Raw genomic sequence first — 13,029 nt, forward strand, 5'->3', positions numbered from 1 at the left:
TATGAGCTATTTAAATGTTTTAAAGAGTATATTTTTGCCTTTTTGTGTCTTTTGTGGAAAAAGGTATGTATCTTCTAATGCTCTTTGTGACCAATGTAAGTCACTTTTTAATTTTAACATTAAATTTGATGAGAATTTGATTTATTTTTTTGAATATAAAGAGCATTACAAATCTTTAATTTTGTCTTATAAAAGGGATGCTCAAAAGTCAATTGGTAGATTTTTGGCAAGTGGAATTGCTGAATGTTTAAATAATATTGATTTTGATCAAATAGTAACTGTTCCTTGTAGTTTTAAAAGAAAATTATTTTATGGTTTTGATCATATGGAATACATTGGTATTTTGTTAAGCCGTTTTGGTTTTAATTATATAAATATTTTTTCAAGAAAGTATGGAAAAAGCCAGAAGTTAATGAAAGGGAATCTTAGATTTAAAAATCTTGAAAATAAGATTAAATTAAGATCAAAATATAAAAATTTTCAGTTTAAAAAGATTGTTTTACTTGATGATATTGTTACCACAGGAGCATCTATGTGCATTTGTGAAGATCTTATTATGCAATTGGGAGCTTATAAGGTGATAAAGCTTTCTTTGGCCAAATCTTATAATTTGGTTTAATGTTGACATTATTTTTGCTAAGTGTTAACCTTGACTTAAGGTTTAGTTTATGTATTTAATAAGGTTCTTTAAAAGAACCTTATTATTTTTAGGAATACAGTTGATTAAGTATTTTGACAAAAATAATGAAGTTTTTAATTTGATAAAAGATTTAACAGGGCGGTTAAATGTTGAGATATTAGAAATTAATATCTTTAGAAATAAAAATAATGGAAAAATTCAAATAGTTCTTTATAGTAAAAATTTTTCCTTAGATATTGATTTTTTGACTGATTTGCATAAAATGATTTTATTAATTTTAGAAGCAAATCTTAAATATGGTTTTACTTTAGAGCTTTCTACTCCAGGAATAGATAGAAAAATAAAAAGTGACAGAGAGTTTAAAATTTTTGAAGGTAAAAAGATTAAGTTGATGTTGGATAATGAATTTGAAGAGGGTTTTATATTAGAGTCAAAGCCAAAAAGTTTTATTTTTAAAACAGATAGCAAAGAAGTAAATGTTTTTTATAGTGATGTTAAAAAGGCTAGATTAGTTTAAGGAGGAAGTTTGGATGATAAAGGGCACGGGGCATATGATTGTAAATATTGCAAATGATCGTGGCATGAGTATAGATTCTATTAGAAAAACAATTAAAGAATCAGTATTAATAGCTTATAAGAAGTATTTTGGAAGCAATGAGAATGCTTTTATTAAGTTTGATGATGATACGGGAGATTTGTCTGTTTATGCAAAAAAGAAAATTGTAAAAGAGGTAAAAGATTCTTTGCTTGAAATATTAGAAAAAGATATCTCAAAGGAAAATATTGTAGAAGGTGATTATGCTTACATTGAAATTAATCCCAAAGTTTTTGATAGGCTTTCTATTCAGGTTGCAAAACAAAGAACCAAAAATGACCTGCAAGGAATTGAGGATAATGAGATTTTATCAGAATTTAAAAGCAAGTTGAATAAGGTTGTTATTGGGTACGTTCAACAAAATAGAAATGGTGATCTTTATGTTAATCTTGGTAATACGGATGGTATAATTCCCAAGAAATATCAATCGCCAAGAGAAGTTTATAACCTTAATGATAAGATTAGAGTTTTAGTTTATAATGTCAAAAAGGGTAAAAATGGTATTGAAGTTATTCTTTCTAGGACCCATCCAAAGTTTATTGAAGAGCTTTTAGCGCTTGAAATTCCAGAAATTGAAGAAGGTATTATTAAGATTCATAAAATAGTTCGCGATCCTGGTTACAGAATCAAAGTCGCTGTTTATTCTGAAAAAGAAGAGATTGATCCTGTTGGTCCTTGTATAGGACAAAAAGGAGTCAGAATTCAATCTATAATTAAGGAACTTGAAGGAGAAAAAATTGATATTATTCCCTATAGTAAAGATATTAAAGAATTTATAAAGGATTCTTTGACTCCTTCAAAGATAGAACATGTTTATATTCTTGACGAGGATTTACATAAAGCTTTAGTGGTTGTTAGTGATGACCAGCTTTCTCTTGCTATAGGTAAAATGGGTCAAAATGTTAGACTTGCTAATAGACTTCTTGACTGGGCTATTGATGTTAAAACTAGCAGTCAATTTGCAGAAATGAAGGCTAATTCGGAGTTTAAGCAAGAAACACTCGAAATGTTTGATAAAGTTATGCAAGATGTTGTTGAGGAGGAGCAATTTGAAGAGATTAGTAAAATAAGTGATCTTAAATTGCTTGATCCTTCTGTGATTTCTAATTTATCAAAAGAGGGGTTTGATGATATTAACAATTTTTTACAAGCAGATGAGGGAGTGCTTTTTAATCTTGGTGTAAGTTATGAAAAACAAGAAGAAATTAACAAAATATTAAAAGAGGGGATGATAATAATTGCTAATGACAATGATGAGTCTATGGAAAAGGTAGAAGAAGATGAAGAGCTTCTTTGTCCTGAATGCGGTGTTGTTATTAATGAAAATATGACCTCCTGTCCGGGTTGTAAAATAGGGCTTAGTTTTGAGTTTGAGGAGGAGTAGGTTTGTCGAAAAATATTGATGATATTAAAAATGAAGATGGCAAAAAAGTTAAGATTATTAAGTTGAAAAAGAAGGTAGTAAAAATTGTAACATATAATGATTTAAGCGTTAAAAATGATTCAAATAGCTTTGTTGATTTGCATAATAACAGCAATAAGGCTGAATATTCGCAAAGTAGAGACAATAGAACTGGCGGGTATTCACAAAATAGGGACAATAGAGCTGGTGGATATTCACAAAATAGGGACAATAGAGCTGGTGGATATTCCCAAAACAGAGACAACAGAACTGGTGGGTATTCACAAAACAGAGACAACAGAACTGGTGGGTATTCACAAAACAGAGACAACAGAACTGGTGGGTATTCACAAAATAGGGATAATAGAGGTGGATATTCACAAGGCAGAGACAACAGAACTGGTGGATATTCACAAAGCAGGGACAATAGAACTGGTGGATATTCACAAAACAGGGACAATAGAACTGGTGGATATTCACAAAACAGAGACAATAGAACTGGTGGATATTCACAAAACAGAGATAACAGAACTGGTGGATATTCACAAAACAGAGACAGCTTATCCTTTCAATATCAAGGTTCAGTAAAGAAAACATATGTTGCCAAAAATAATTCTCAAAATAAATATACTACTACTTCTATGTCTTTTAGAAGACTTATAAAAACTAAAGTTCCCGCTATTGTTAGCAGCACACCTGCAGCGGATTCTGAGAATAGTAAAGAGTTAAATCGTAAGCTTGGCGAGAAAAAAAAACAGCAACAAGAGAGTCAAAAAAGCTATAAGAGAAAAAAAGCAGAAACTGAGAGCAAAACAATTGAACAAAAAGTTTTTGAACAACTTCAGAAAAAGAAGAGAGAAAATTTAGCCAACCCTATTCCAAAGTCAATTGACATTATGGGTAGCATTACTGTTTCTGATCTTGCAAGAAAGATGAATTTAAAATCTTCTGATTTGATTGCTAAATTAATGGCTTTGGGCGTAATGGTTACTATTAATGAAAAGATAGATTCTGATACTGCAACTATTTTAGTTGAAGAATATGGTTCAAAAGTTAATGTTGTCTCTATTTATGATGAAACGGTTATAGAAGAAGAAGTGGAAGATCAAAGCAAAAGAGTTGAAAAGCCTCCTGTTATTACAATAATGGGTCATGTTGATCATGGCAAAACCAAACTACTTTCTGTGCTTCAAAATATAGATATAAATCAAACAGAGTCCGGTGGTATTACTCAGCATATTGGAGCTTATACTATTGTTTATAATGATCGAGAAATAACATTTTTAGATACTCCTGGTCATGAAGCTTTTACTATGATGAGAAGTCGTGGGGCTCAAGTTACAGATATTGTTGTTCTTGTTGTGTCAGCAATTGATGGTGTTATGCCCCAAACCATTGAGGCTATCAATCATGCAAAAGAGGCAAATGTTCCAATTATTGTTGCTATAAATAAGATTGATTTACCAGATTCAAATCCCGATAAGATTAAACACCAGCTTTCAGAATACGGTTTAGTATCTGAGGATTGGGGGGGAGATACTATTTTTGTGATGATTTCTGCTCTTAAAAATATAGGAATTTCTGAACTACTTGATATGATTCTTTTACAGTCAGATATGATGTTGTTAAAGGCAAATCCATCCAAAAGAGCTATTGGAAAAGTGCTTGATGCCAAGATTGATTTGGGGCGCGGAATAGTTTGTTCTGTTATTATTGAGGATGGAACGCTTTATGTGGGAGATTCTTTTGTGGGTGGAGCGTGCTATGGTAAAGTTAAGGCATTAATTAGCGAAAAGGGTGTTTCTGTTAAGAGCGTTGGACCCGCTAAAGCCATTAGTGTTTTAGGATTTTCTTCAATGCCTCAAGCCGGGGATCCTTTTCAAGTAACTAAAACTGAAAAAGAAGCAAAATTGATCAGTTCTAAAAGACAAGATCTTAAAAAATATGAATCTTCCAAAAATGTAAAGAAAGTTACTATGTTGAATCTTTATGATTCAATTAAAGAAGGAGCGCTTAAAGAGCTTAAAATAATTTTAAAAGCAGATGTTCAAGGCTCAGTGGAAGCTTTAAAGAATTCTCTTGAAAAATTAACAAACGATGAGGTTCGAGTAAGAGTTGTGCATTCATCAGCAGGGGTAATAACCGAAACAGATATTAGCTTTGCTTCAGCAAGCGATGCTATTGTTATTGGATTTCATGTAAGGCCTACTGCAAAAGCTCAGGTACTAGCAGATCAGGAAAAAGTTGAGATTAGAAAGTACAATGTTATTTATGATGCTATAAATGATGTTAGGTCAGTTCTTGAAGGAATGCTTGAGCCAGATGTTGAGCAGCAGTTTATTGGCTTTGCTGAAGTGAGAGCTGTAATAAATGTTCCTAAAATAGGGGTAATAGCCGGTTGTTATGTTTCTCGGGGGCTAATAAAGCGAGATGCGATTACTAATGTAATGAGAGATGGTTTACAGATTCATTCCGGCAAAATTTCATCTTTAAAGCGATTTAAAGATGATGTTAAAGAAGTTGCTGAGCAATATGAGTGTGGTATTATGATTGATAATTATGCTAATATTAAAGAAGGAGATATAATTGAAGCATTTGAGGTAAAAAAGGTTAAAAAATCTTTTAAAACTTAGTATTGTTTTATTTATATGTGTTTATGTATAAGAATATTAAAAAGTTTAAACTTGAAAGTTTTATTGCTCAAGAAATCGGCAATTTAATAGTAAGTGGGGGGATTAAAGATCCCAGAATTCATTCATTTTTAACCGTGGTTAAAGTAGAATTTTCAAAAGATTTAATAAATGCTAAAGTGTTTATGGGCTCTATTAAGGAAGGTGCTTCTTTGGACAATGCAGTTAAAGCTTTAAATAATGCTAAGGGATTTATTCAAAGTCAAATTATTAAGCGAATTAAAGTTAGAAGCACTCCCAAATTATTATTTGTTAAGGATGATTCTCTTTCCAAATCATTTTATGTTAATAAGTTAATTGAAGGATTAAATACTACAAGAGAGAATTAAATTTGGAAAATGGATTCCTTTTAATTAATAAAGAACAAGGTAAAACTTCTTTTGAAACTCTTTTCCCTATAAAAAAATATTTTAATACAAATCGTGTTGGGCATGCTGGCACACTTGATAAATTTGCAAGTGGAATTTTGGTTTGTCTTGTGGGAAAATACACAAAGCTTTCAGGTTATTTTACTTCTTTAGATAAAGAGTATGTAGCAGAATTCAGATTTGGATTAGAAACAGATACCCTTGATCCGAATGGAAGAATAGTTAGTAAAACAGATTATATTCCTAATGTAGAGGATATAGATTTAAAGCTTAAAGATTTTGTAGGAGAGATTTATCAAAGTCCTCCTAGATTTTCTTCTGTTCATATTGATGGCAGCAGAGCCTATAAACTTGCTTTGAATGGAAAGTTTTTTGAAATTAAAAAACGAAAAGTCACTGTTTATAATATTCAAAGATTAAGTTATGATTTTAGTTCTTCTTTGCTTAGTTTGAAAATTAGCTGTTCAAAAGGTACTTATATTAGGAGTATTGCAAGAGATTTGGCATATTCTCTAAATTCTTGCGCGTATGTTAGTAATTTAAAAAGGACTAAAGTAGGTATGTTTAGATTAAAAGATTCCACATTGTGTGAAAATTTGAGTAAAGCTTCCTTAATTAGTCTAGAATCTTTAAAAAGTTTTGAAAAGGTTTACATTGATTCTAATAAGATAAATCTTGTTAAAAATGGTGTTTATTTTGAAATTGAAATCAATATTAATGAATTTAAAATTTTAAAATCCAGAGAAGAGAAAATATTAGCAGTAATTCAAGGAGTGGGTTTGAATAAATATAAATATGTCATTATATTTTAATTATAAATATATTATGACATTTTAATTTTATATTTGTTTTTTTAAACAATTTAATAATTTATTATTAAAAATAACCCGAAAAGGATAAATTGCTTTTGTTATTTTTAAGAAAAAATATTATAATCTATCGTAGTAGTTATTTTAAATTATGGCAAGAGGTTTGTTAGAGCTTTGCTATAATGGTATAGGAGTTGCTTTATGATAGATAAAAAGCAAAAGCAAAAAATAGTTTCTGAATTTGGAAAAAATGAAAGTGATACTGGTTCTGTTGGGGTTCAGATTGCACTTATTACAGGTAGAATAAAGTATTTAACTGAACATTTAAAGATAAATAAAAAAGATCATAGTTCAAAAAGAGGCTTGTTAAAGTTAGTAGGGCAAAGGCGAAGTTTATTGCGGTATTACCAGAAAAAAGATTTAGAAGCTTATAGGATGTTGATATCTAAACTTGGTCTTAGAAAATAAAAAGAGGTTGAATTTTGAGGAAAATATTAAAGTTGAAAATAGGCAGAGACGAGTTAGTGTTTGAGACCGGATTTATGGCTAAACAGGCTAATGGATCGGTTCTTGCAACTTATGGTGGATCTTCGGTTCTTGCAACTGTTTGTTGCTCGAGTAACGTGAGAGAAGATTTAGATTTTGTTCCGCTTTCTGTTGAATATAATGAGAAATATTATGCAGCCGGTAAAATTCCGGGAGGATTTATCAAAAGAGAAGGAAAGCCAAAGGATAAAGAAATACTTGTTTCCAGACTAATAGACAGGCCGATGAGACCTCTTTTTGATAAAAGATTTGGTCGAGAAATTCAAGTAATTCCTACAACTTTAGCTACAGATCAGCTTAATCCTCCTGATATTGTTGGAATGAATGCTGCTTTTACGGCAGTTTTTTTGTCAGATATTCCGTTTAATGGTCCAATTGCAGCTGTTAGAATGGTTTATTTGAATGGTAAGTTTATAGTAAACCCTTCGTTTGAAGAGATTCATGATTCTGATCTTGATATTGTTGTTGCCGGAAGTTTAAATGGAATTACTATGGTAGAAGGTGGTGCTAATGAGGTTGGTGAGGATATTTTGCTCTCAGCAATAGATGGTGCTCATGAATATATTAAGCAAATTTGTAATGCTCAAAAAGAATTTTTAGATATTGTAGGCAAGAAGGAAAAACTTCCTTTAGCTTTTGAAGAAAAAATATTTGAATTTAAAGATGAGCTTAGGGATTTTGTTTATGCTGATCTTAAAGAAGCTTGTTTTGTTAAGGGAAAGCTTAATAGAGATAAAGCCATAACTTTGCTGCGAAATAAATCTTATGAGTACTTTTCTTCTCTTGAGAAATTGACTGATAGCAATGAATCTCTTTTTCATAAGGCTTTTGATGATTTTGAGAAGGAGATTGTTAGAAGCTCTATTCTTAACGATAATATTAGAACAGATGGCAGAACTCCTAATGAGATAAGAGATATTATCTCAGAAGTTGATATTTTAAGTAGAACGCATGGATCTGCGCTTTTTACAAGGGGAGAGACGCAAGCTTTAGCGGTAACTACTCTTGGTACAAGCATTGATGAACAAATAATGGATGATATTGATGGCGATAAACGCCTTAATTTTATGCTCCACTACAATTTTCCCCCATTTTCAGTTGGTGAGACCGGTAGACTAATGACTGGCAGGCGCGAGATTGGCCATGGTCATTTAGCTCAAAGAGCTTTAGAATCAATGGTTCCTGGAAAAAATGATTTTCCTTATACCATTAGGGTAGTTTCTGAGGTTTTAGAGTCTAACGGATCTTCTTCAATGGCTACTGTTTGTGCTGGGAGCATGTCTTTAATGTCAGCAGGGGTTCCTGTTAAAGGGCAGGTTGCGGGGATAGCCATGGGGCTTATTAGCGAAGGGGATAAATATGTAGTTTTAAGTGATATTCTTGGAGAAGAAGATCATCTAGGTGATATGGACTTTAAAGTGGCCGGTACAAAAAATGGAATTACTGGATTTCAAATGGATATTAAGATTGAAAATGTTACTAAAGATTTAATGAGAGATGCTCTTGAGCAAGCAAGAATAGGTAGAATACATATATTATCTATTATGAATACTGTAATTTCTAATTCAAGAGTTGGTATATCTAAGTATGCTCCTAAAATTGTTCAACTTCAAATTGACATTGACAAGATATCTCTTGTGATAGGATCTACTGGAAAAACTGTTAAGGCTATAACAGATGAATTTGAAGTTAAGGTTCAAATTGAGCAGAATGGAAAAATCATTCTTTTCGGGGATGATGATTTTAAGATGCAAAAAGCTAAAGAAAGAATAGAGAGTATTGTAAGAGAGCCAAAGGTAGGCGAAATTTATGAAGGAACTGTCAAAAAGATTAATAGCTTTGGGGCTTTTATTGAACTTACTCCTGCAAAGGAAGGATTTTTAAGTACTCGTTTGAAACCCAGAGACAGTAAGTATGGTTCTGGAAGATTTGGGAATAGTAATAGATATTCTAGATTTGGTGGCGGTGGAGAGAATATAAGAGGTAATGCGGGGTTAGTTCGACCCCCAAAATTAGAAGAAGGTCAGCGAATTAAGGTCAAAATAATTGATATAGACAAGTTTGGAAAAATTGATCTTGAAATTGTTAGAGATAAAGATTATTAAAATAATATGAAATTTGTTTTGAATAATTTATTTAAAGGTTGTCTTATATGTTTTTTCTTGTTTTTTTCCTGCCTTACTACAGATAGATCTATTCAAGATTCTCATATTAGTGATATTGTAGAGAAGAAAAAAGAAGCAGTCATTATTGATGATAATAATGTTGTTCTTGGGAGTAATGAGGGTAAATTTAAAAGAGACTATTTGATAGGATTAAAAGATAATGAATCTTTTTTTCTTAGTGATGCTTTTTTAAAAGAAAATAATTTTTATTTTAAAAAAGCCAGGGAAAGTTATGCTAAAAAAAATATTGGCTTGACAAATTATTATTTGAATAAAATAGTAACTAATGAGAATCAGCACAGCAGAGAATTGCTAGCTAAAGCGAATTTGTTTTTTGGATATGTAAATTATGAGAATGGTTTTTATGATCTTTCCGAATATAATTTTGATCTATTTTTAAAAGACTATAAATATTCTCATGCTAGTTTAAGATTAGCTGAATTAAAATATCTTGTTAAAGAAAAATCTGATGCAATTTCTGCATTTAAAGAGATTAATGAATTTTCTATCTCAGGTTATGATAGAGAGATTTATGGCTTTTTAAGTAATAAACTTGGAGTAAGTCATTTAAACTTAGAGTCTTTAGGATTTCTTGACAACAGCGTTTTTGATACATTTGTCTTTAATGACAATATATTTGTAACTAATATATTGGGAGGGCTTTTAAGATATAATATTAAAAAAAATGATTGTAGAGTCTATCTTAAGGATAAAAAAAGCATTTTTTTAAATGGCATTAGGGGTTTTGCGGATTATAATGGAACAATTTATATTGGTGGTAAAAATGTTGTTTATTATATAGATGATGTTGATGGGGATTTAAAGCAAATAAATGTTCCCGGTAATGCTGATTTTAGCAATGTACAAGTTTTGCTTGCTGTTAAAAATGGAATATTTGTTGGCACTCTAAATTCTGGATTATGGTTTTATGATTTAAAAAATTGGAAAAATATACCGCTTGGATCTAATAAAATTTCTTCACTCTGCTTTGATAGTTTAAAAAATTTATTATTAGTTGGAACAGTTGACAAGGCTATTTATAGTGTTAATGTCGATAATTTGAAAAAGATTGAACATTTGGATTTTTTTAGCAAAAATGATAATGAAAAAAATATTAATTTTATAAAAGAATATAAAGATAGTTATTTTGTTGGAACATATGGTGGGGGTCTTTTTGAATTAAATTTAAATAAAAATAGTTACAAAAAGCACGTTATTGCCAATAATATTGATGTTAATTATTTTATGGATATGGAGATTAAAGATAAAAAGCTATTGTTTGCAACCTTTGATCATGGGTTATTGATTTATGATTCTGAAAATGACAACTGGGATTATTTTGGACCCAATAATGGGCTTCTTAATTTGAATTTAATAAAAGTTTCTAGATTTGAAAATTATGTCATACTGGGCACTATTAATAACGGTTTGGTTTTTGTAGATGAAAATATTAAAAAACAGTTATGAGTCTTACATAATTGCTGAATTTTTTAAATATTTTTTAATTACGTTTTTATTTTTCTTTTTCGTATTTTTTATAAATCAAATTTTATTCTTTATGAGAATACTTCTTCAAAATTATGTTCCCTTTTTTAAGGCTTTTATTTTTATTATATATTCTCTTCCTATGGTTATTGCGCTTTCTCCCCCTTTTGCTTCTTTGATTTCAGTAATTCTTACTATTCATAAATTCAAGCTTCACAATGAAATTTTAGCTTTTCGTTCAATTGGCATATCAATTTTTGATTTACTTGTCCCATTTTTTAAATTGGGAATAGTTATTGCTTTTGTATCTTTTATATCCAATGATATTTTACTTCCACTTGGATCTATTGGCAGATTAAAAATTTTTAATGAAATAAAAGAAGAAGTTCCCCATTTGGTATTAAAGCCTTATTCAAGCAAACAATATGGAGATTTGATTTTTGTTTCTGGTGAGAAATCGGAAAATGGTTATAAAAATGTAACTTTTTTTGATAACACTGGGCTTAAGGGTTTTGATAGAATATTTATGGCAAAAAATCTTGATATTAGAAAAGAAAATTTTCAAGTGTATTTTATTTTAAATGATGTTCTATCTATTGCCTTAACAGACAGTGAGAGTGGATTTTATGATTATTTTTATGCAGATAAGATGAAATATTCAATCGATCAGGTTACATTTAGTGATAGTTTTTTATTAAATTATGTAACTCCTTCACAAATGAGCATGAGAGATGTTATAAAATTAATTAAAAAGCAAAATAATTTAATTGCAGATTCAAATATAAAAAATAATCTAGAAGGAGACTTTTTAAGTTTAAATTTTTCAAATCTTTATTTAAATTATTTATACAATCAAAACTATTATGTGGATGAATCTTATGTTTTTGAAAATTTAAACTATATGTATAATTTAAATTTAAATTTCAAACCTTATCAAGATAGAAGCATGAAGCAAAATTTGGCTCTGTTTAATCTTGAATTTTATCAAAAAATTAGTTTACCACTTTCAGTTTTATTTTTTATTTTTTTAGCTTTTTCAATGGGAATGTATTCTAATAGAAAATATTCCATTATTCTTGAACTTGTAATTTCAATTATTGTTTGTGTTTTTTATTGGGTAATGTTTATTGGTGGAAAAGTTTATACTGTGCAGTATGCACCAAGTCCTATTATTGTTACTATTTTGCCTAATTTAATTTTAATTATTGCAGGAGCAATTCTCTTTTTGAGATTGTTAAAAAAATGAAAATAGATAAGCTTTTTATAAAAAGCATCATTCTTACTTTTTTGTCCATGAACCTGCTTTTCATGATTTTAATTATGCTTGGTGATTTGTTTGTTAATCTTCTTAACTATCTTGAAAAGAATATTGGCCTTAAGGATATTCTTTATATTTATTATTTATATTTGCCAAAGGCATTCTCAGATGGGGTGGCTTTATCTTTTCTTTTTGCTATTTCGAATCTTATTGGCAATCTTTCTATGAGAAATGAAATAATAGGTCTTTTTAGTTGTGGAGTTCCACTTACCAGGATATTAAAACCAATTATTTTAATTAGTATATTTATTTCAGTTGTTCTTTTCTTTTTTGATAATTATTTGGTAATAGATACTATAGCAAGAAGAGATGTTCTTATTAAGAATAGCATTGGCGACAGTAGATCTGGGGATAAAACTATAATAATAAGGGATTTTGCTAGAGAAATTTATAATATCAAATCTTATGATATTGATGAGAATACTTTTGCTAACTTGATGATTATAATTAAAGACAATAAAGATGAGTTTCAAACAAGGTACGATATAAATAAAGCCGAATGGAAAGATAATAAATGGAGGCTTTATGGTATTAGAGAGTTTGTTAAGGTTGGTAAAAAAATTAAGGAGAACGCCTACGATGTTCTTGATGGGACAGGAATTATTAAGCTGGCGCCCGATTACATAAGAACTGTGATGCTCTCATCAAAGGCGTTAAATTTTACTAAACTTATTAATTGGATAAGTTTTCTCAAAGCTGAACGTTTAAATTATTCTGATGCATTTTTTGATTTATTAAATAGGATATTCTTTTCATTTAGATTGATTCTTCTTAGCTTTACTGTTGGGTTTATTGCTCTTGCTCTTAAAAAAAATATTTTTATACTCAGCCTATTAAATAGCATTGCTTTTGCTGTTGTTTATGTTATTTCTATTGTAATTTTTAATTTTTTAGCGGATCTAGGCTATTTGCATATATATATAGCAAGTTCTTTTACAACTATATTTTTTTTGATTATCAATTTTTTTGTTTATAGGATTGTTAGGAAATAATATATATAATTATTTGGGA

Annotated in this window: 11 protein-coding genes; all 11 read left to right on the top strand. The window is 29.7% G+C overall.

Going from position 1 to position 13,029, the window contains the following annotated elements:
* Position 1 precedes the first annotated feature (1 nt).
* The 11 genes from BB_RS04050 (at position 2) to BB_RS04100 (ending at position 13,010) form a co-directional block, all read left to right on the top strand.
* Entirely contained in the window at positions 2-619 is a 618-nt protein-coding gene (locus tag BB_RS04050; RefSeq protein WP_002656609.1) for a ComF family protein, read from the top strand.
* Positions 620-719: 100 nt separating this feature from the next.
* Positions 720-1,157, top strand: a complete 438-nt coding sequence (gene rimP / locus BB_RS04055; protein WP_002660709.1) for a ribosome maturation factor RimP — start codon at positions 720-722, stop codon at positions 1,155-1,157.
* A 13-nt stretch (positions 1,158-1,170) separates the two neighbouring features.
* Positions 1,171-2,619 (top strand): transcription termination factor NusA, encoded by a 1,449-nt coding sequence (nusA, locus tag BB_RS04060; protein ID WP_002657224.1) that lies wholly within the window; start codon positions 1,171-1,173, stop codon positions 2,617-2,619.
* Between the two features lie 2 nt (positions 2,620-2,621).
* Positions 2,622-5,270, top strand: a complete 2,649-nt coding sequence (gene infB / locus BB_RS04065) for a translation initiation factor IF-2 (RefSeq protein ID WP_010889822.1) — start codon at positions 2,622-2,624, stop codon at positions 5,268-5,270.
* Positions 5,271-5,293: 23 nt separating this feature from the next.
* The gene (gene rbfA, locus BB_RS04070; RefSeq protein WP_002657228.1) at positions 5,294-5,656 is read left to right on the top strand and encodes a 30S ribosome-binding factor RbfA; all 363 of its coding nucleotides are present in this window, start codon (positions 5,294-5,296) and stop codon (positions 5,654-5,656) included.
* Between the two features lie 2 nt (positions 5,657-5,658).
* Positions 5,659-6,507 (top strand): tRNA pseudouridine(55) synthase TruB, encoded by an 849-nt coding sequence (gene truB / locus BB_RS04075; protein WP_002657230.1) that lies wholly within the window; start codon positions 5,659-5,661, stop codon positions 6,505-6,507.
* 198 nt (positions 6,508-6,705) lie between these two features.
* Positions 6,706-6,972: a 30S ribosomal protein S15 gene (gene rpsO / locus BB_RS04080; RefSeq protein ID WP_002557393.1), complete on the top strand. Its 267-nt coding sequence runs from the start codon at positions 6,706-6,708 to the stop codon at positions 6,970-6,972.
* A gap of 14 nt (positions 6,973-6,986) precedes the next feature.
* Positions 6,987-9,155 (top strand): polyribonucleotide nucleotidyltransferase, encoded by a 2,169-nt coding sequence (gene pnp / locus BB_RS04085; RefSeq protein WP_002656770.1) that lies wholly within the window; start codon positions 6,987-6,989, stop codon positions 9,153-9,155.
* A gap of 6 nt (positions 9,156-9,161) precedes the next feature.
* Entirely contained in the window at positions 9,162-10,682 is a 1,521-nt protein-coding gene (locus BB_RS04090; RefSeq protein WP_002660787.1) for a lipoprotein, read from the top strand.
* Positions 10,657-11,946 (top strand): LptF/LptG family permease, encoded by a 1,290-nt coding sequence (locus BB_RS04095; protein ID WP_002660997.1) that lies wholly within the window; start codon positions 10,657-10,659, stop codon positions 11,944-11,946. The genes BB_RS04090 and BB_RS04095 overlap by 26 nt, the downstream gene beginning before the upstream one ends.
* Positions 11,943-13,010, top strand: a complete 1,068-nt coding sequence (locus BB_RS04100) for an LptF/LptG family permease (protein WP_002656570.1) — start codon at positions 11,943-11,945, stop codon at positions 13,008-13,010. Before BB_RS04095 ends, BB_RS04100 begins: the two co-directional genes overlap by 4 nt.
* Positions 13,011-13,029: the final 19 nt, after the last annotated feature.

Origin of the sequence: Borreliella burgdorferi B31, from assembly GCF_000008685.2 — a bacterium.
Classification (GTDB): Bacteria; Spirochaetota; Spirochaetia; order Borreliales; family Borreliaceae; genus Borreliella; species Borreliella burgdorferi.

Bases quoted from the DNA above. Each gene is read 5' to 3' on its own strand.
- BB_RS04050 (WP_002656609.1), top strand. From the start codon at position 2: ATGAGCTATTTAAATGTTTTAAAGAGTATATTTTTGCCTTTTTGTGTC.
- nusA (WP_002657224.1), top strand. From the start codon at position 1,171: ATGATAAAGGGCACGGGGCATATGATTGTAAATATTGCAAATGATCGT.
- rbfA (WP_002657228.1), top strand. From the start codon at position 5,294: ATGTATAAGAATATTAAAAAGTTTAAACTTGAAAGTTTTATTGCTCAA.
- rpsO (WP_002557393.1), top strand. From the start codon at position 6,706: ATGATAGATAAAAAGCAAAAGCAAAAAATAGTTTCTGAATTTGGAAAA.
- BB_RS04090 (WP_002660787.1), top strand. From the start codon at position 9,162: ATGAAATTTGTTTTGAATAATTTATTTAAAGGTTGTCTTATATGTTTT.
- BB_RS04095 (WP_002660997.1), top strand. From the start codon at position 10,657: ATGAAAATATTAAAAAACAGTTATGAGTCTTACATAATTGCTGAATTT.
- BB_RS04100 (WP_002656570.1), top strand. From the start codon at position 11,943: ATGAAAATAGATAAGCTTTTTATAAAAAGCATCATTCTTACTTTTTTG.